The sequence below is a fragment of the Paraburkholderia sp. MM5477-R1 genome (assembly GCF_050436385.1).
GTDB lineage: Bacteria > Pseudomonadota > Gammaproteobacteria > Burkholderiales > Burkholderiaceae > Paraburkholderia > Paraburkholderia tuberum.
In genome coordinates this window covers 753955-773345 of the sequence record NZ_JBNDMC010000007.1, presented here as the reverse complement: position 1 = coordinate 773345, position 19391 = coordinate 753955, and the positions used below count along the sequence as shown (strand labels likewise).

General features: G+C 63.0%; 20 protein-coding genes. All 20 read right to left on the bottom strand.

Annotation, left to right across the window (positions count from 1 at the left end; genetic code table 11):
- Positions 1–20: 20 nt before the first annotated feature.
- Entirely contained in the window at positions 21–1049 is a 1029-nt protein-coding gene (nagZ, locus tag OKW35_RS32485) for a beta-N-acetylhexosaminidase (RefSeq protein ID WP_429554214.1), read from the bottom strand.
- 64 nt (positions 1050–1113) lie between these two features.
- Complete coding sequence (gene acpS, locus OKW35_RS32480) at positions 1114–1581, bottom strand: holo-ACP synthase (protein ID WP_187612368.1); 468 nt, start codon at positions 1579–1581, stop codon at positions 1114–1116.
- Between the two features lie 24 nt (positions 1582–1605).
- Positions 1606–2370, bottom strand: a complete 765-nt coding sequence (gene pdxJ, locus OKW35_RS32475) for a pyridoxine 5'-phosphate synthase (RefSeq protein WP_429335072.1) — start codon at positions 2368–2370, stop codon at positions 1606–1608.
- Positions 2367–3281 (bottom strand): DNA repair protein RecO, encoded by a 915-nt coding sequence (recO, locus tag OKW35_RS32470; protein WP_429489694.1) that lies wholly within the window; start codon positions 3279–3281, stop codon positions 2367–2369. The genes pdxJ and recO overlap by 4 nt, the downstream gene beginning before the upstream one ends.
- Complete coding sequence (era, locus tag OKW35_RS32465) at positions 3268–4167, bottom strand: GTPase Era (protein ID WP_026225953.1); 900 nt, start codon at positions 4165–4167, stop codon at positions 3268–3270. The genes recO and era overlap by 14 nt, the downstream gene beginning before the upstream one ends.
- Positions 4168–4221: 54 nt before the next feature.
- The gene (rnc, locus tag OKW35_RS32460; RefSeq protein ID WP_429554213.1) at positions 4222–5502 is read right to left on the bottom strand and encodes a ribonuclease III; all 1281 of its coding nucleotides are present in this window, start codon (positions 5500–5502) and stop codon (positions 4222–4224) included.
- A 185-nt stretch (positions 5503–5687) separates the two neighbouring features.
- A complete protein-coding gene (gene lepB / locus OKW35_RS32455) occupies positions 5688–6581 on the bottom strand; it encodes a signal peptidase I (protein ID WP_184061413.1) in 894 nt (297 codons plus the stop codon).
- Positions 6582–6599: 18 nt separating this feature from the next.
- The gene (lepA, locus tag OKW35_RS32450) at positions 6600–8393 is read right to left on the bottom strand and encodes a translation elongation factor 4 (RefSeq protein WP_429355912.1); all 1794 of its coding nucleotides are present in this window, start codon (positions 8391–8393) and stop codon (positions 6600–6602) included.
- 229 nt (positions 8394–8622) lie between these two features.
- The gene (locus tag OKW35_RS32445) at positions 8623–8895 is read right to left on the bottom strand and encodes a glutaredoxin family protein (RefSeq protein ID WP_184061411.1); all 273 of its coding nucleotides are present in this window, start codon (positions 8893–8895) and stop codon (positions 8623–8625) included.
- Positions 8892–10403 carry a DegQ family serine endoprotease gene (locus tag OKW35_RS32440; protein WP_184061410.1) on the bottom strand — a complete coding sequence of 504 codons (1512 nt, stop codon included), beginning with the start codon at positions 10401–10403 and terminating at the stop codon, positions 8892–8894. Before OKW35_RS32440 ends, OKW35_RS32445 begins: the two co-directional genes overlap by 4 nt.
- 37 nt (positions 10404–10440) lie before the next feature.
- Entirely contained in the window at positions 10441–11481 is a 1041-nt protein-coding gene (locus OKW35_RS32435) for a MucB/RseB C-terminal domain-containing protein (protein ID WP_429554212.1), read from the bottom strand.
- 4 nt (positions 11482–11485) lie between these two features.
- Positions 11486–12100, bottom strand: coding sequence for a sigma-E factor negative regulatory protein (locus OKW35_RS32430; RefSeq protein WP_184061408.1), 615 nt, complete (start codon positions 12098–12100; stop codon positions 11486–11488).
- Between the two features lie 93 nt (positions 12101–12193).
- Positions 12194–12793, bottom strand: a complete 600-nt coding sequence (gene rpoE, locus OKW35_RS32425) for an RNA polymerase sigma factor RpoE (protein WP_006051939.1) — start codon at positions 12791–12793, stop codon at positions 12194–12196.
- A 106-nt stretch (positions 12794–12899) separates the two neighbouring features.
- Positions 12900–13292, bottom strand: coding sequence for a hypothetical protein (locus OKW35_RS32420; protein ID WP_409259406.1), 393 nt, complete (start codon positions 13290–13292; stop codon positions 12900–12902).
- 122 nt (positions 13293–13414) lie between these two features.
- A complete protein-coding gene (fabF, locus tag OKW35_RS32415; protein WP_184061406.1) occupies positions 13415–14671 on the bottom strand; it encodes a beta-ketoacyl-ACP synthase II in 1257 nt (418 codons plus the stop codon).
- Between the two features lie 256 nt (positions 14672–14927).
- Positions 14928–15167 (bottom strand): acyl carrier protein, encoded by a 240-nt coding sequence (gene acpP, locus OKW35_RS32410; RefSeq protein WP_004197638.1) that lies wholly within the window; start codon positions 15165–15167, stop codon positions 14928–14930.
- Positions 15168–15319: 152 nt separating this feature from the next.
- Positions 15320–16069: a 3-oxoacyl-ACP reductase FabG gene (gene fabG, locus OKW35_RS32405; RefSeq protein ID WP_090801174.1), complete on the bottom strand. Its 750-nt coding sequence runs from the start codon at positions 16067–16069 to the stop codon at positions 15320–15322.
- Between the two features lie 114 nt (positions 16070–16183).
- On the bottom strand, positions 16184–17119 hold the full coding sequence (fabD, locus tag OKW35_RS32400) for an ACP S-malonyltransferase (protein WP_429554211.1): 936 nt from the start codon (positions 17117–17119) through the stop codon (positions 16184–16186).
- 118 nt (positions 17120–17237) lie between these two features.
- Positions 17238–18227 (bottom strand): beta-ketoacyl-ACP synthase III, encoded by a 990-nt coding sequence (locus OKW35_RS32395; protein WP_184028002.1) that lies wholly within the window; start codon positions 18225–18227, stop codon positions 17238–17240.
- On the bottom strand, positions 18227–19333 hold the full coding sequence (plsX, locus tag OKW35_RS32390) for a phosphate acyltransferase PlsX (RefSeq protein WP_429554210.1): 1107 nt from the start codon (positions 19331–19333) through the stop codon (positions 18227–18229). The genes OKW35_RS32395 and plsX overlap by 1 nt, the downstream gene beginning before the upstream one ends.
- Between the last annotated feature and the right edge of the window lie 58 nt (positions 19334–19391).

Below are 19391 nucleotides of genomic sequence, written 5' to 3'. Positions count from 1 at the left end.
CTTCAAGGCGCCATTTCCTTTTATGCAAACGTACTGCGCAGCAGCCTCTGCGCTTCGGCGTACCGTGGCTCGGCCATCAGCTTGCTCCACGTGAGCGCTTTACCGCGCGGCCGCATGCGCTTCAGCCGCCGCTGCGATTCCCTCGCCGGCGTGACGCGCAGCGCGTCGAGCACCTTCTCCGCTTCGTCCGGCCGATTGCAGATCAGCACCATGTCGCAGCCGGCCTCCAGGGCCGCTTGCGCACCTTCGGTCAGCGTGCCGCCCTGGCGCGCCGCTTCCATCGACAGATCGTCGCTGAAGATCGCGCCTTCGAAGCCAAGCTTGCCGCGCAGGATGTCCTGCAACCAGATGCGCGAGAAGCCGGCCGGCTTCGCATCGACGCGCGGATAGACGACGTGCGCGGGCAGCACCGCGCCAAGCGACAGACCGAGCCAGTCGTACGGCGCGACGTCGTTGCCGAGGATTTCGTCGATCGGGCGTTCGTCGACGGGCATCGCGACGTGCGAATCTGCCTGCGCGAATCCGTGCCCTGGAAAATGCTTGCCGCAATTGCTCATGCCGGCGAGCGCGAGGCCGTGGTTCAAACTCTTCGCGAGCAGCGCGACCACGCGCGCATCGCGATGGAACGCGCGATCGCCGATCACCTGCGAGTGTCCATAGTCGAGGTCGAGCACCGGCGTGAAGCTCATGTCGATACCGCACGCGCGCAGTTCCGCGGCGAGGATATAACCGACCGCGGTCGTCACCTTGGTCGCGTGCAGCACGTCCTGGTCCCACAGCGCGCCGAGCTTACCCATCGACGGCAGCACCGTGAAGCCGTCGGTGCGAAAGCGCTGCACGCGGCCGCCTTCGTGATCGACGGCGATCAGCAGATCCGGGCGAATCGCGCGGATGGCAGCGGTCAGCCCGACCAGTTGCGCGCGGCTCTCGTAGTGGCGCGCGAACAGGATCACGCCGCCGGTCATCGGGTGAGCGAGACGCCTTTTGTCATCGCGGTTCAGCGTTTTGCCGACCACGTCGAGCATCACCGGTCCGGGTGTGGTTTTCATCGAATTCCGCGGGAAAACTGTGAGACAACACAAACGCGACCGCCAGCGGCCGCTCTCAACCTTTTCATTCTGTGGCGGAACGGGCGGACGAAGCCCGCGACGCCGACGCCGCCAACGAGCCTTCCGTATCGCCCGGCCGCTGCGTCTCCGCGATCACGAAGGACACCGCGTAGTCGCGCTCGTCGCTGATCGTCACGCGCGCCGTGATGCCGCGCGCGTCGAGCCAGTCGGCCAGCTCGCCAGAGGCGACCACCATCGGCTCGCCGCTCGGCCGGTTCAGCGTTTGCAGCGCGCGCCAGCTCATCGGCCAGTGCATGCCGAGGCCGATCGCCTTCGAGAACGCCTCTTTCGCCGAGAAGCGCGTCGCGAGAAACGCGAGACCGCGCGCCGCCGAACGGGCGTGGCGCGCGTGGTACACGCGTAGTTCGTCGGGACCGAGCACCTTCTCCGCGAAACGGCCATTGGTGCGAGTCATCACCGCTGCTACGCGGCTGACCTGAACGATGTCGGTGCCGATTCCGTAGATTGCCATGCGTGCGTCCGTCGCCAGGTTGCGTTACGCGCGCGCGCCGAGACGTGCGGCGACCATGATCGCCTTCATCTCGCGCACCGCGTTGTCCCAGCCCGCGAAGATCGCATGCGCGACGATCGCATGGCCGATGTTGAGTTCGACGATGCCGTCGATCGCCGCGATCTGCTGCACGTTCGTGTAGTGCAGGCCGTGGCCCGCGTTCACTTTGAGGCCGAGCGTCGCGCCGAATTCGACTGCTCGCACGATGCGCTCGTATTCGCGCTGCTGTTCCGCGGGATCATGAGCTTCCGCGTAACGGCCTGTGTGCAGCTCGATCACCGGCGCGCCGGCTTCGTGCGCGGCGCGAATCTGCGTCTCCTCGGGGTCGATGAAGAGCGACACGCGCGAGTTCGCGTCCGCCAGTTGCTTGCATGCGGCGCGCACCGCCTCGAACTGTCCGGCGACGTCGAGACCGCCTTCGGTCGTCAGCTCCTCGCGCTTTTCCGGCACGAGGCAGACGTCGTGCGGTTGCACTTCGCACGCGATGTCGAGCATTTCCGGCGTGACCGCGCATTCGAGATTCATGCGCGTTTTCAGCAGCGGACGCAGCTTGTGTACGTCGGCGTCGACGATATGCCGGCGGTCTTCGCGTAGATGCAGCGTGATCGCGTCGGCGCCGGCTTCTTCGGCCATCAGCGCGGCGCGGATCGGATCGGGATAGGACGTGCCACGCGCGTTGCGCAGCGTGGCGACGTGGTCGATGTTCACGCCGAGGTCGATCGCGGTCGGCGAAGTCAGGAAGAAGCTCATAGGTTCTGCAGGTCGATCAGGATCTGGCGGGTGGCAAGCGGCGCGCCGCCGAGATAGGTGTTGAGCAGGAAGCGCATCAGCGTTTTGCTTTGCGCGACGGTCTGCGCTCGATGGTAATCGTCCTTTTCCATATCGAGCAAGGTTTGTCCCGACACTACCGGCCACTGCGCGGGCCATTCGTCCGATGCCTCGCGTACCCCGCGCTCGGGATCGAACACGTAGCGGCCGTCGGCGAGCACCGCTTTGCGTGCGACCGTGCGGTCGAGCGCCATCGCGTAACCGGTCTCGCGTAGCAGCACGCGTTCGAACGAGCGCAGCACCTGCACCGGCGGCTCATCGTGCGCGAGCCGCGTCAGCGTGACGACGTAGTGATGGAACAACTGAGGATGCGGGTCTTCGCGCGCGCAGAAGCGCACCAGCAGTTCGTTGACGTAGAAACCGCACAGCAGCGCGTCGCCGGTCAGCGGCAGCATGCCGCCGACCCATTCGGCGCCGGTCAGCGTGCGCATTTCGGACTTGCCCGACCACGCGAGCGACAGCGGCTGGAACGTTTGCAGCACGCCGCGCAGCGCGGAGTGCGGGCGCTTCGCGCCCTTTGCGACCAGCGCGAGACGGCCGTGATCGCGCGACAGCACGTCGATGATCAGGCTGGTCTCGCGATACGGATAGCTATGCAGCACGAACGCGGGCTGCTCGGTGATCCGATATTCGGATGTGGAGGTGCGCGGCGCGCGGCGTGCCGGCGTTTTGCGTGGCTCGCCATCGTCGGCGGGTGCGCTTTTCGCGCTTTTTGGGCTTTTTGCGTCGGCCGACGATTTCCTCGCGCTACGCGCGGGCTGAGACGGTTCGTGCTCCGGCTGATCCGAAGCCTCGTCTGAATTGAGCGTCATCCACGCGTCATTCGTACCCATACGCACGAAGCCCGGCTTCATTGTCGGCCCAGCCGCTCTTCACCTTGACGAAGGTTTCGAGGTACACCGGCCCGTCGAACAGCTTTGCCATGTCGAGGCGAGCCTCGGTGCTGATCTGCTTAAGCTTCGCGCCCTTCTGGCCGATGATCATCGCCTTGTGCATGTCGCGATCGACTAGGATCGTCGCGAAGATACGGCGCAGCCGCCCTTCGGTTTCGAACTTCTCGATCAGCACGGTGCTCGTGTACGGCAGCTCGTCGCCGGTCCAGCGGAAGACTTTCTCGCGCAGGATTTCGGCGGCAAGAAAGCGCTCGCTGCGATCGGTCAGGTCGTCCTCGCCGTAGATCGGCTCGCCTTCCGGCAGGAACGGCTTGACGGTGGCCATCAGACGTTTGATGTCGTCGGAATTTTTCGCCGACAGCGGCACGATCTCGTTGAACTCGCGCAGCGTGCTCATCTGCTGCATGAACGGGAACAGCGAGTCTTTATCCGACACGCGATCGAGCTTGTTCGCGATCAGCAGCGTCGGGACCTTCGCCGGGATCAGATCGAGTACCTTCTGGTCGTCAGGGCCGAAGCGGCCTGCTTCGATGACGAACAGGATCGCGTCGACCGAGGTCAGCGTCGACGTAACGGCGCGATTCAGCGAGCGGTTCAGGGCGCCGCTGTGTTTGGTCTGAAAACCGGGCGTGTCGACGAAGATGTACTGGGCGTCTTCGAGCGTATTGATGCCGGTAATGCGATGGCGCGTGGTCTGCGCCTTGCGCGACGTGATGCTGACTTTCTGGCCGACCAGCGCGTTCATCAGCGTGGACTTGCCGACATTCGGGCGGCCGACGATCGCGACCATGCCGCAGCGAAAACCAGTGGGAGTGGGAGCGTTCATATTCGGACTACGGCAGGTTCAGTTCGGCGCGCGCGACGCGCACGCCGATGGCAATCAATGGCCCGCATCGGCGACGCGCGTTTGCACCGCGTCGGCGACGCCGGGTTCGTGTTCGGCAGGTGCCGGGGACACCGAGACAACCGACGCGGGCGCGGCGCTCACGCTCGACGCAGCAGTCCCCGGCGCGGCTTCGCGGCTGCGCTGACGGTCTGCGCTGCGAGCGTGTGACGACGTGTCGGCTTTGAGGTCGGGGGTTTTGTCCGCTGCTGGTTTTTCGGCCGGCTTGTCGACAGGTTTCTCGCCCGCGTGGATCGAAACCTTGTCGGCCCTCTCCGTCTTTTCGGACTTTTCGGCGCGCTCCGGCTTGTCCTGTCCGCTGTACTCCACATGCGCGGCACGAATTACAGCCAACGGCGCACCGGCGGGACCCGGCGCGGCACGCTCGGCCGCCGGTCTTTCAGCGGCTGATTTTTCCACGAAAGGTTTGTCGGCGTGCGCCTCCAGCGCGACAGGCGCGCGCCCTTCACCGCGCGCGCTCTTGCGATCCGGTGCGCGCAAATCCAGTGCGGCCTGGACGCCGGTCACGCCCGGCACGATTTCCTGCTCGGCATTTTTCGCGGCACGCGCGCCCTTCGAGCGCTTCGGCTTCGCGACCACGGCAGGCGCCGCGGCCATCACTTCGTCGAGCGCCTTCTTTGCGGCCGCCTGCTCCGCCGCGCGACGGCTCGCGCCGGAGCCAGACACCTTGACGTCCAGCTTCGGCACCGTACATTCCACTTCGAACTGCTGATTGTGCGCCGCACCATGCGTGGCGACGACCGTATAAGTAGGCAACGCAATCTTGTGGCCCTGCAGATACTCCTGCAGCAGCGTCTTCGCGTCCTTGCCAAGCGTGCGCGGGTCGATATGGTCGAGAATCGGTACGTAAAGGCGCTTGATGACCGTCTGCGCAGCCTCGAATCCGCCGTCCAGAAATATCGCACCGAGCACCGCCTCGAGCGTATCCGCGAGGATCGATGGGCGGCGGAAGCCGCCGCTGCGCAACTCGCCCTCGCCGAGGCGCAGGCCCTCCGAAATATTGAGTGCCTGAGCAATCTCGTAGAGGGACTGCTGTTTGACCAGATTGGCGCGCACGCGAGACAGGTCGCCTTCGTCGAGTTTGCCGAAACGTTGGAACAAAAGCGCAGCCACCGCGCAGTTCAGAACGGAGTCGCCGAGAAATTCGAGCCGTTCGTTATGCGTGGAGCTATGACTGCGGTGTGTTAGAGCCTGGCGCAGCAACTCCGCATTGCGAAATTCGTAGCGCAAACGGCTTTCCAACGGAGATAGGGGCATGGGCAGAGTATAACGCGGGCGCCTGACCCGGCGGAAACACGGGGCGCCAGCGGAAAAAGCGTGGTGAAACGACGTTACCGCGAGTTCTTAAAGTAGCATGACAACACGCCGCGGCCGAGATAACCGGGCGCCGGTTATTCGCGCGGCGTGTGAGAAGCGCTCATGAAGCGATCGATGCACGCGACTCACTGGAAAGGGCCGATGCGCCGCAGATCGCTGAAGTTCATCCAGATGAAAAATGCGCGGCCGACGATATTGCGTTCAGGCGCAAAACCCCAGTACCGGCTATCCGCGCTGTTGTCGCGGTTATCGCCCATCATGAACAAATTGCCCGGCGGCACTTTGCAGATCACGCCACGCGCGTTGTACTGGCAGTTGTCGCGATACGGATAATCTTCCGCACCGACGATGAACGGCGGCACCGCCGGATTATTCAGAATCGCGTTCTTGCGGCCGTCGATATCTTCCTGGAACTGCTTCGCATAACCGAGACGCTCTTCGTCGAGATAATCGGGCAACGGCGTTTCAGGCACCGGCTTGCCGTTGATCGTGAGTTTCTTGTCCTGATACTCGATCACGTCGCCGGGCAGACCAATGACGCGCTTGATGTAGTCGACCGATTCGTCTTTAGGATAACGGAACACCACCACGTCGCCGCGATGGACCGGACTGCCCTGCGTGATCCTCGTGTTGGTAATCGGCAAACGTAGACCATATTCGAATTTATTGACGAGGATGAAGTCGCCCACCAGCAGCGTCGGCACCATGGAGCCCGATGGGATCTTGAACGGCTCGATCACGAACGAGCGCACGGCGAACACCACCAGAATCACCGGAAAAAAGCTCGCCGTATATTCGAGCCACCACGGCTGACGCAGCTTGTCGTCGCGCAGACGCGCGCGCGTTTGCGCGGCGTTTTCATCGGCGAAACGCTCGCCGATGCGTGCCTGCTGACGATCGAATTCGGCGACTGCGGCTTCCGCCTCGCGGCGCCGTTTCGGCAGGAAAACCAGTTTGTCCGCGACCCATGCGACACCCGTCAAAACGACGAGCACAAAAAGAATCAGCGCAAAATTCATAGGGTTCCGTTATTCAACTTATTTGTCTTCGACACGCAGAATAGCGAGGAAAGCCTCTTGCGGGATTTCAACCGAGCCCACCTGCTTCATTCGCTTCTTGCCTGCCTTCTGCTTTTCAAGCAGCTTCTTCTTACGCGTGATATCACCGCCGTAGCATTTTGCCAGCACGTTCTTACGCAACGCTTTAATGTTTTCGCGCGCAATAATGTTCGAACCGATCGTGGCTTGAACCGCTACGTCGTACATCTGACGCGGAATAAGCTCGCGCATTTTCGCCGCCACTTCGCGGCCGCGGTACTGGCTTTGCGAACGGTGCACGATAACCGACAGCGCATCGACCTTGTCGCCGTTGATCAGCATGTCGACCTTCACGACGTCCGACGCGCGGTATTCCTTGAACTCGTAATCCATCGACGCATAACCGCGCGAAATCGACTTCAGACGGTCGAAGAAATCGAGCACGACTTCACCCATCGGAATTTCGTACGTAAGCTGAACCTGACGACCGTGATACTGCATGTTGATCTGGTTGCCGCGCTTCTGCGTACACAACGTGATCACCGCGCCGACGTAGTCTTGCGGCATGTACAGGTTCACGGTGACGATCGGCTCGCGCACTTCCTCGATCTTCGACGGCTCCGGCATCTTGGCCGGATTCTCGACCATCAGGGTCGTGCCGTCGCGCTGCAGGACTTCGTAGACCACGGTCGGCGCCGTCGTGATCAGGTCCATGTCGAACTCACGTTCGAGACGTTCCTGCACGATTTCCATGTGCAACAAACCGAGGAAGCCGCAGCGGAAACCGAAACCGAGCGCCTGCGACACTTCCGGTTCGTACTGCAGCGACGCGTCGTTCAGCTTCAGCTTTTCGAGCGAATCGCGCAGCGCGTCGTACTGATTCGCTTCGACCGGATACAGACCTGCGAACACCTGCGGCTTCACTTCCTTGAAACCCGGCAGCGGCACGGCCGCCGGCTGGTTCACGAGCGTAACCGTGTCGCCGACCTTCGCCGCCGCGAGTTCCTTGATGCCGGCGATGATGAAGCCCACCTGCCCCGCCGACAGTGATTCGAGATCCTTCGACTTCGGCGTGAACACGCCGATATGTTCAACCGGATACTGCGCGCCGGTTACCATCAGCCGGATCTTGTCCTTCGGACGCAGCGTGCCGTTGACGATGCGCACCAGCATCACGACGCCGACGTAGTTGTCGAACCACGAGTCGATGATGAGAGCCTGCAGCGGCGCTTGCGGATCGCCCTTCGGCGGCGGCACTTTCGCGATCAGCGCTTCGAGCACGTCTTCGACGCCGAGGCCCGTTTTCGCGCTGCAATGCGTCGCGTCGGTCGCGTCGATGCCGATCACGTCCTCGATCTCGGCGATCGCGTTTTCGGGGTTCGCCGCCGGCAGATCGATCTTGTTCAACACCGGCACCACTTCGACGCCGAGTTCGATGGCCGTGTAGCAATTGGCGACGGTTTGCGCCTCCACACCCTGGCTCGCGTCGACGACGAGCAGCGCGCCTTCGCACGCGGACAGCGAGCGGCTGACTTCGTACGAGAAGTCGACGTGCCCCGGGGTGTCGATCATGTTCAGGTTGTAGAGCTGCCCATCGCGCGCGCGATACGACAACGCGGCGGTTTGCGCCTTGATGGTAATGCCGCGCTCGCGCTCGAGATCCATCGAGTCGAGAACCTGAGCTTCCATCTCGCGGTCGGACAAACCGCCACAAATCTGGATGATGCGATCGGCGAGCGTCGACTTGCCATGGTCGATGTGCGCGATGATCGAGAAGTTACGAATATGATCCATTCAGTGCCGATCAAGCGAAAAGGCGCGCCCCGGACAATAGCGGAGCACGCCTTGTAAGTAGGTGAAAATCCTATCTATTTTAGCCGAAAAGCCCATCGGCCGGCGCATCTTGCGAAGCGCGGGCCTCAAGACGGCGTAGAGGATGCGAGAAAAATGCCACGCGCATCGCAGTGAGCCGCGGCAAAAATGCGCATGGATCGCGCGAAACCAGATGCCGCGCGGGTGCGTATCAGGATGCCGCCGCGACACGCGACGCATGTGCAGCCAATGCTGCCCGCACGGGCGCTTCGTCGAGATGATAGTGGCACAGTTCGACGCCATCGCAAACCAGCACCGGCACCAACTCGTTGTAACGCGCTTCGAGCAACGGATCGCTGTCGACGTCGATCACCGCCAGCTGCGCTCCGAACTCGGCCAGCATTGGCTCGAGCGCAGCGCGCATGTCCTCGCACAGATGGCACCACGCGCGCCCATAGAGCGTGAGCGATGCCGTCTTCGTCATTTCTGCGCGCTGCGCGGACGAATCGGCACGAACTGCGTGTTGTCGCCGCGACGAACCAGCAACGCGACCATCTTCTGCGAATCGAGGTGTGAGGTCAGCTCGTCGAACTGTTTCGTGCTCGTCACATCCGTATCGCCAATCCGCAGGATGATGTCGCCCTTTTGGAGCCCGACACGCGCGGCCGGACCGTCGACCGCGTCGATCTGCACGCCGTTCTGAATCTTCAGCGCTTTCTGCTGATCGGCGGGAATGTCGCTGACCGCGATGCCGAGCGCGTTGGTCGCGCGCTGCTGCGGCGCTTGCGGCTTCTTCTGATCCGCCTTCGCGACCTTGTCCGGCTGCATTTCTGCGATCGTGACCGGCAGTTCGCGCGTTTGACCCTTGCGCCAGATCGTGATCGACGTCTTCGTGCCCGGCTTCGTATCGCCGACCATGCGCGGCAGGTCCGTCGCCGTGTCGACCGAATGACCGTTGAACTTCAGGATGATGTCGCCCGGCTGCACGCCGGCCTTATCGGCGGGTCCGCCCGGCTCCACGCTGCTCACAAGCGCGCCCTGCGCCTTCGGCAAACCGAGCGACTCGGCGACGTCCTTCGTCACTTCACCAATCGCCACCGCGATGCGGCCGCGCACCACCTTGCCCGAACTCTTCAGCTGATCGGCCACGCGCATCGCCTCGTCGATCGGAATCGCGAACGAAATGCCCATGAACCCGCCGGTGCGGCTATAGATCTGCGAATTGATGCCGATCACCTCGCCCTGCATGTTGATCAGCGGACCGCCCGAATTGCCCGGATTGACGGCCACATCAGTCTGGATGAACGGCAGGTAGTCGCCGGTGTCGCGTCCCTTCGCGCTGACGATACCGGCAGTCACCGTGTTTTCGAGACCGAACGGCGAACCGATCGCGACGACCCATTCGCCGACGCGCACCTTGTTCGAGTCGCCGATCGTGATGGTCGGCAGGTTCGACGCGTTGATCTTCACGACCGCGACGTCGGTACGGTCGTCGACGCCGATCAGCTTCGCCTTGAATTCGCGCTTGTCGGTCAGCGTCACGTAGATCGTGTCCGCGTCGTCGATGACGTGCGCGTTGGTCATCACGTAGCCGTCCGCCGACAGGATGAAGCCCGAGCCTACCCCGCTGTTCTGTTCGGCGTCCGAGTTGTCCGGTGAATCCGGGCTGCCGCCACTACCGCCGCCGCCGCCCCCGTTATCACCCCCGTGCGGCGATTGCGGTGACTGCGGCAACGGAATCCCGAAGAAGCGCCGGAAGAACTCCGACATGTCGCCGTCGTCCATACCCGGCGGCAGGCCGCCGCGGGAACTACCGTTCGACACGCGCGTTGTCGTGCGAATGTTGACGACCGCCGGGCCAACCTTGTCGACGAGGTCGGTGAAGTCGGGCAGGTTGGCAGCGGGAGCCGCCGATGCCATATGCGGCACAAGCGGCAAACACGCCGCCACCACTACGGCCGCGAGGAATTTGCGCACCGAGAAAGTCGTCATATCGTAGCAAGCCGAGGGATTTCAGGATTCGGAAGGGTTACTTCGGAGCTTTGTATTCTATGGCAGACGCGAACTGCTGCAATGTGGTTTGGGGCACTTCACCGAGCAGGGTAATCCAGAAGTCGCCCTGACGCTTGACCAGTACGTGCGTCGCGCCGCTATCGCCCGTGCCTTCCTTACGCGTATTTTTCTCGACGGGCTCGACGAACACCGAAATCGCTGCGAGGCCGTCGGAAAACACGGCCTGGTCGACCGGGATCGGAGGCTGCCCCGCCTCGCGCGACGCCATCGGACGACGCAACTGGCGGATCAGATGGAAGCCCGGTACCGACGGCGTGATTTGCCAACCCTGCGCGGCCATGTCGACCGGCTCGAGTGGCGGACGCACTACCGTCCAGCCCGTGAGATTGCGGATGCCGTTGACGATGCCCGTCTTGTCGACCGGCACGCCGATGCGGACCTGCGAAAACGACAACTGCTCGAGCACCTGACCGCTCGGGTCGAGCGTCTGCGCGCGCAACAGCAGACCGGTCTTTTTGTCGGCCCACAGCTTGTACGCGAACCGGTACGCGTCTTTCGGTTCGAGCTCCATCACGAGGCTGTCGACGCCCGCGACGCGGTCGTCGCCAAGCATCTTCGGCTCGTAGACGGACAGCACCTGCTCGCCGTTCACCGACAGCAGCGCAGGGAATGAGTCCTTGTTCTGCCGTTTTTCGAAGACCACGATACGCCGCTCCGGCAAGAACGTGTACATGTCGTCGTTGTGACGCAGCATTTTGCGCGGCTTGCCGTCGAGGCTTTCGAGCTGCTCGAACTCGCCGTCCGTACGCGTGGAGTAATGTGCGATGCGCGACGTCTGCACGAAACTGCCGCGCTGATAGACGAACGCGCCCTCGTAGTTCTGCTGCTGGGCGGCCTGATGGATGCGATCGAGCAGTTCCGCGGCCGCGCGACGGGCGACGGCAGGATCGTCTTGTGCGAAGACCCGCGGTGCAGCGGACAACAACACGGCTGCGCAGAACAGAAATGCTGGCAACCGCCCCCAGATAGTCGTTTTATTGAACCGCGGAGTCTGCATCAAACTATTGGCCCTGCGTGGAGACTGAGGCAGCGCGAATCACCGGCATCGAGCCTGCCATCGCCGGTTGTTGCGCGAATTGCTGATGAGCTTCGAGGTACTGATCGAGGCTCGCGTCGCGAATGATGTTGGAGTCTTGCGCGGGCACCGAGGCCATGGCGACACGCTGCACCGCGTCGCCGTGCGATTGGAGCGAAGCGAGCTGGGCACCCGGACCACCCGGCACGCCCTGCAGCTGCGGCACGACGATCCAGGTCAGCGTAGCGGCCGCGGCAGCGACGGCAAGAGCCGGCACGACTCTGCGGCGCAGCCCGAGCAGGCGGCGCGCGACCGATGCAGACGCGGCGGCGGGCGCCAGCACATGCGGCTCGCTTTCAAGACGCACGGCAAACCCGCTCAGAAAGGCACTGCTCCGTGCGGGGCTGACTGCCAGATCGTCGGAACGTAGCGCGTCGCCGATCAGGTGGTAGCTCGACCAGGCAGCGCGATCATCGCCGCCCAGCTCCGCAAGAAACTTGTCCAGATTCAGATGCTCTTCGCCGAACAACTCACCGTCGACGAAAGCGGACAGACGCTCGCCGTGCGAGCCTGCTTGCGATTGCATCGAGACCGACCCCATGATGCTCCCCATCTTCCAAATACCCCGTAGTGACACCACTAATCCAGATATTGCACCGCTGCCCCGCCAAGCCAGCTGGACGTTCGGAAACGTCTACCAACGCTTGCCTTCGGGTGTGTCAAGCAACGGTCGCAATTTTGCCGCAATGGCTTCGCGAGCGCGGAAAATTCGTGATCTGACTGTGCCAATCGGGCAACCCATCATCTCGGCGATTTCCTCGTAACTCAAACCCTCAATTTCTCGGAGAGTAATGGCGGTGCGCAATTCTTCCGGTAAAACCGCCATCGCAGCATTGACCGTCTCAGCGATCTGCTTGCTCATCAACATCGACTCAGGCGTGTTGATATCCCTTAGTTGGTCGGCATCGGAGAAAGTTTCAGCTTCTTCAGCATCCGCTTCGGTTGAGGTCGGCGCGCGCCGGCCCTGGGTGGCAAGGTAGTTCTTCGCGGTATTGACCGCAATCCGGTACAACCACGTATAAAACGCCGACTCGCCGCGAAACTGCGGCAACGCGCGATACGCCTTGATAAAAGCGTCTTGCGCGACGTCTTCGACTTCGGCGGGGTCCCGCACGAGACGCGAGATCAGGCGGAGAATCTTGCGGTGGTATTTGGAGACCAGAAGCTCGAACGCGGCCTTGTCGCCCTTCTGGACGCGCTCGACCAGCACCTGATCAATTTCTTTTTCGCTCACCTGATAAATCCGTTAACTTAACTATAGGGCGCATGGCGGGGGACCATTGTAGCGTCCCCCTCGTGAGGGCACGTTACTACGGTAACAGCGGTTACAGTCGTTACAGTCAGGCGCCGGCCGCACGCCGGCCCAGCACGGAAAGTTCGCGGAAAACAGTGGACGGCAGCGCGTCCGCGGCGAGCAGCAGGGAGCGCCTGCGACCCGTCGGTGCGCGGATGAGGCCGCGCCTTCGACCACCCTCGGGATCGAGCTCAAGCACCAGCAAACGGCCGCTCCACTGCGCGCAACCGACCATGCGGCCCCGCGCGAGCAACTCACCCGCGTGGTTCCAGGCGGAAATCTCGCCCATCGCGACATGCAGCGCGATGGCCTGCGCCGCGTCATGCCTCGCCGCGCAGAGCATGAGCAGTGCTGCGACGGCGAGCGTCAACGGAGCGGCCTGCCAAGCGCCCACTCGCGGCGCGAGACAGGTATAAACGGCTAACGTCGCAATCAGCACGAACGCTCCCACCGCGGCACGCATTGCGATGGAGCGACGCAGCGTGATCCGCTGCGCTGCCCTACCCAACGTTGCCGGTGCGGGGGAAAGCGCCGGCGAAGCCGGCGTCGTGAACCGACGCGTCACCCGAGATCAGGCGATCCGGCGCGCTTGAACACCAGCGTGCCGTTCGTGCCGCCGAACCCGAACGAGTTCTTCAGCGCGACGTCGATCTTCATTTCCCGCGCGGTGTTCGCGCAGTAATCGAGATCACAGGCCGGGTCCTGGTTGAAAATATTGATGGTCGGAGGCGACACCTGGTGATGCACGGCGAGCACCGTGAACACCGACTCCAGACCGCCAGCGCCGCCCAGCAGGTGACCCGTCATCGACTTGGTCGAGTTGACGACCATGTTCTTCGCGTGGTCGCCGAACGCCCGCTTGATGCCGGTCGTTTCCGCCAGATCGCCGAGTGGCGTGGACGTGCCGTGCGCGTTCAGGTAGCTCACCTGATCGCCGTTGATGCCCGCGTTCTTCAGCGCTGCGAGCATGCAGCGGCGTGCGCCGTCACCGTCTTCGAGCGGCGCGGTCATGTGATACGCATCGCCGCTCATGCCGTAGCCGCCGATTTCCGCGTAGATCTTCGCGCCACGCGCCTTCGCGTGCTCGTATTCTTCGAGCACCATTACGCCGGCGCCTTCGCCCAGCACGAAGCCGTCGCGGTCCATGTCCCACGGACGGCTCGCGGTGGCCGGATCGTCATTGCGTTGCGACAGCGCGCGCGCCGCCGCAAAGCCGCCGATACCGAGCGGCGACACGGTCGATTCCGCGCCGCCCGCGATCATCACGTCGGCGTCGCCATATTCGATCAGGCGCGAAGCCTCGCCGATGCAGTGCAGACCGGTCGTACACGCGGTAACGATCGACAGATTCGGACCCTTGATGCCGAACTTGATCGACAGGTGGCCAGAGATCATGTTGATGATCGAAGCCGGCACGAAGAATGGCGAAATGCGACGCGGGCCGCGATTGAGCAATTCGGTTTGGGTGATTTCGATCATCGGCAGACCGCCGATGCCCGAACCGACCACTACGCCAATGCGCTCCGAATTCTCGTCGGTGACTTCGAGGCCGCTGTCCCGCATCGCCTGGATGCCCGCAGCCACGCCGTAATGGATGAACGTATCCATGTGGCGCGCTTCCTTACCGGGGATGTAGTCCTCGATATTGAAGCCCTTCACCTCGCCGGCGAAACGAGTCGAGAAGTTCGACGCATCGAACTTCGTGATATTGGCAATCCCAGACTTGCCGGCGACCAGATTGGCCCAGCCATCGGCAACATTATTGCCAACAGGCGAAATCAGCCCCAGGCCTGTAACAACAACACGACGGCGGCTCACGGTAACCCCTTTTTCATAGATGACAAAAAGCAAAAGCCACAGCGGCCACAGGAATCGCCCTGTGTGCCCTGTGGCTGTTTAAGTCGGCAATCGCGCGGAAAGTTGCGCTGTCAACATCGCTGGCTCCTGCGTGGCAAGCGGCGCGACGTATGGTGTGCCAATGGACACGCCCGATAGCGTCGACCCTGCTGGCGCCGGCAAGCGGCACGGCAGGGCGTCATGCGCGGCCCGTGCAGAAACGCAGGCGCGAATGACCTTAGGCCTTGACGTTTGCGCGAGCGTAGTCGATCGCTTGCTGAACGGTGGTGATCTTCTCGGCTTCTTCATCTGGAATTTCCATGCCGAATTCGTCTTCGAGGGCCATCACGAGTTCAACGGTGTCGAGCGAGTCGGCGCCGAGATCGTTCACGAACGACGCTTCGTTCTTGATTTCCGCTTCCGCAACGCCCAGTTGTTCCGCGACGATCTTCTTGACGCGCTGTTCGATATTGTCCATTACCCCTCCAAGGGAAAAGAAGTTCAAAAATACAGGTGCGCGCATTTTATCAGGTTTGACCCGGCAAAAAAGCGGCGCATCGGGTTCCTGTCAACGCATGCGCCTCGTGCTTTCCGCAAACGCATCAAGGCGCGGATAGTAACCGAAATTGGTTACTGCATATACATGCCGCCGTTCACGTGCAGCGTCGTGCCGGTGATGTAGCCCGCTTGCGGCGACGCGAGGAACGCGACCGCGTGCGCGATGTCTTCCGGGCTGCCTAGACGGCCGAGCGGAATCTGCGTTTTCAGCGCGGTCTGCTGCTCTTCGGGCAGCGCCTTCGTCATGTCGGTATCGATGAAACCAGGTGCCACGCAATTGACCGTGATGCCGCGGCTGCCGATCTCGCGCGCGAGCGCGCGCGTCATGCCCGCGACGCCGGCCTTCGCGGCCGCGTAGTTGATCTGCCCCGGGTTGCCGGCCGAGCCGACCACCGACGTAATATTGATAATCCGACCGCCCTTCGCTTTCATCATCGGGCGCAGCACCGCACGCGACAGACGGAACACCGACTTCAGGTTGGTGTCGACCACGGCGTCCCAGTCGTCGTCCTTCATGCGCATCGCCAGTTGATCCTGCGTGATGCCGGCGTTGTTCACCAGCACGTTCAGCGCGCCGAATTCCTTGACGGTGCCGTCGATCAGCGCTTCGGCCGCGGCCGCGTCGTTGACGTCGAGCACCGCGCCGCGGCCGTTCACGCCCGCCGCCTTGAACGCTTCGGTGATCGCCGTCGCGCCGCTTTCGCTCGTCGCGGTGCCGATCACCGTCGCGCCCTGACGCGCGAGTTCCATCGCGATCGCACGGCCGATGCCGCGCGATGCGCCCGTCACGATTGCGATCTGCTTGTCGAGAGTCTTTTCCATCTGTCAGTCCGGATGCCCTTCAAATAGGGCTCATTGATTCTTGTTGATTCGTCTGTCGAGGGATGCCGCGCCAGCGCGGCATTGCTCTGTCGATACCCGTTCGCGAATGCGCGCTCAGTCTGCCGTCACGAGCTTCAGCGTTTCTTCGAGCGACGCCGGATCGAACACCGACGCGCCGACGAGATTGCCGTCGATGCGCCTCGTCAAACCCGCAAGGACCTTGCCCGGGCCGCATTCGATCACGTGCGTGACGCCCTGCGCTGCCATTGCCTGTACGCATTCGACCCAGCGCACCGCACCAGCCGCCTGGCGCACGAGCGCGTCCTTGATTTTGGCCGGCTCGTTGACCACGGCGACGTCGACGTTGTTGATGACGGGAATCGACGACACCTGCACGTCGATGCTCGCGAGGTATTCGCGCAATTGATCCGACGCCGGCTTGAGCAGCGACGAGTGGAACGGCGCCGACACCGGCAGCGGTAGCGCGCGCTTCGCGCCCTTCGCCTTCGCGACTTCGCAGGCTTTCTCGACCGCGGCTTTGTGGCCCGCGATCACGACTTGCGCCGGCGCATTGAAATTGACCGCTTCGACGACGCCCGCCGCCGACGCTTCCGCGCAGACCGCGCGCACCGTGTCGTCGTCGAGGCCGAGAATCGCGGCCATGCCGCCTTCGCCCACCGGTACCGCGGTTTGCATCGCCTGCGCACGGAAACGCACGAGCGGCACCGCGTCGCGGAACGCAAGCGCGCCGGCCGCGACGATCGCCGTGTATTCGCCAAGGCTATGGCCGGCGACAAGCGCCGGCGCCGGGCCGCCCGCCTGCTGCCACGCGCGATAGATAGCGTAGGCCGCGGTCAGCATGACCGGCTGGGTATTGGTGGTGAGATTGAGATCTTCGGCGGGGCCTTCGGCGATCAGCTTGCCGAGGTCCTGGTTGAGTGCGTCGGAGGCTTCCTGAACCGTCTCACGCACGATCGCGTAATCGGCGAATGCGTTGAGCATGCCGACCGCCTGCGAACCCTGCCCAGGAAAAACGAACGCGAATTTCATATCGTCCCCAAAATCTGTTTAATCGGATGTGGCGGCCGGCCGCGGCTGCCAGATGGCGCGCGGTGTTATTCCGGCCGCACGGGCGCCGCCAGCGACGCCCCGGAATGCGTCGTCCCGCTCAGTAGCGGATGACCGACGCGCCCCACGTGAAGCCGCCGCCGACGCCTTCGATCAGCACGTTATGGCCACGCTTGATGCGGCCGTCGCGCACCGCGACGTCGAGTGCAAGCGGAATGGACGCCGCCGACGTATTGCCGTGCTCGCCCACCGTGACGACCATGCGCTCCTGCGGCAGGCCGAGCTTGCGGCAGGTGCTTTGCATGATGCGGATGTTGGCCTGATGCGGAATCAGCCAGTCGATCTGCTCGGGCTTCAGATCGGCTTTTTCCAATGCTTCGATCGCGACCTTCTCGAGCACGTTGACGGCAAGCTTGAACACCGCCTGACCGTCCATGTGCAGGAAGGCGCTGCCGGCGACCACGCCGCCATTCACGTTGCCCGGCGTGCACAGAATGTTCGAATGGCTGCCGTCCGCGTGCAGCGCGCTCGAAAGCACGCCCGGTGCGTCGGACGCTTGCAGGATCACTGCGCCGGCGCCGTCGCCGAACAGCACGCAGGTGGTGCGGTCGTTGAAATCGAGAATGCGCGAGAAAGTTTCCGCGCCGACCACGAGCGCCGTGCGATGCTGGCCGCTGCGAATCAGGGCGTCCACCGTCGCCACCGCATAGGCGAAGCCGGAGCAGACCGCCTGTATGTCGAACGCGGCACCGTGATTCTTGATCCTGAGCTTGTTCTGCAGCAGGCAGGCGGTGCTCGGGAACACGAAGTCCGGCGTGGAGGTGGCGACGACGATCAGGTCGATGGACTGCGGATCGATGTCCGCCGCTTCGATCGCTCGCTGCGAGGCGATCAACGCGAGGTCGCTGGTCGTGACATCCGGCTCGGCGAAGTGACGCGCATGGATGCCCGTGCGCGCGACGATCCATTCGTCGCTCGTTTCAACGCCTTGCCTGGCGAGACGCTCAGCCAGATCCTGATTGGTGACGCGGTTGGGCGGCAGACAGCTGCCGGTGCCCAGCACGCGGGAGTAGATTGTGGATTGAGCCATTATGCCTTCGAGGATTGCGCAGCGTAGGGCTCGGCCGGCTGGCCTGCGATCGGGCTTGCGTGACCCGCACCGCTTGCGTCGCGCGCCGCCTGTTCGAGAGAACTCGCATTCTCTTCCATCGCTCGCGCAAGGCGCTCCAGCACGCCGTTTTTGACGGCATCATACCCGCGTTTGATAGCCCACTCAAACGCGTAGGCATCGGCTGAACCGTGGCTTTTGATCACGAGACCGCGCAAGCCGAGCAGCGCGGCGCCGTTATATTGCCGATGATCGACGCGTTTCTTGAAGCGCATCAATACCGGCAGCGCGAGCACCGCCATCACCTTGGTCAGCCACGAACGGCCGAACTCTTCCTTGATGATGTTGGACAGCATCTGCGCGAGACCTTCCGACGTCTTCAGCGCGACATTGCCGACAAAGCCATCGCAGACGATCACGTCGACGGTGCCCTTGTAGATGTCGTCGCCTTCGACATTGCCATGAAAGTTGAGTGTACTCGAACGCAGCAGTTCGCCGGCGCGCTTGATGATGTCGTTGCCCTTGATGACTTCTTCGCCGATGTTGAGCAGGCCGATGGTGGGCCGCTCTTTTCCTTCGAGCGCGGACACGAGCGCGTGCCCCATCTCGGCGAACTGCAGCAGATGCTGCGGCTCGCAGTCGACGTTGGCGCCCAGGTCGAGCATCATCGTATAGCCGGTGGGATTAGGCAGGGCAAACGCGATGGCCGGGCGTTCGATGCCCGACAGCGTTTTCAGCACATAGCGCGAGACCGCCATCAACGCGCCGGTATTGCCGGCGGAAATGCAGGCTTGCGCCTCGCATTCCTTGACGCGGTTCAGCGCCACGCGCATCGACGAATCTTTTTTCTTGCGCAGCGCGACCTCGACCGGGTCGTCCATCGCGACGACCTCGGTAGCAGGTACGACGGTCAGCGCCGGCAGATCCTGAGCCTTGAGCTTCTTCAGCTGCGCACGAATCGCACTTTCAATGCCGACGAGCAGCAACTGCGCGTCGGGATGCGAACGAACGAAGTTGACGGCAGCGGGAACGGTCACGGACGGGCCGTGGTCGCCTCCCATGCAATCTATCGTGAGCTTTACTGTCATGGAGTGCGACGAATTTCAGACACAAAAAAGCGGCAGTTGAATGCCGCCTTTTTGCCGA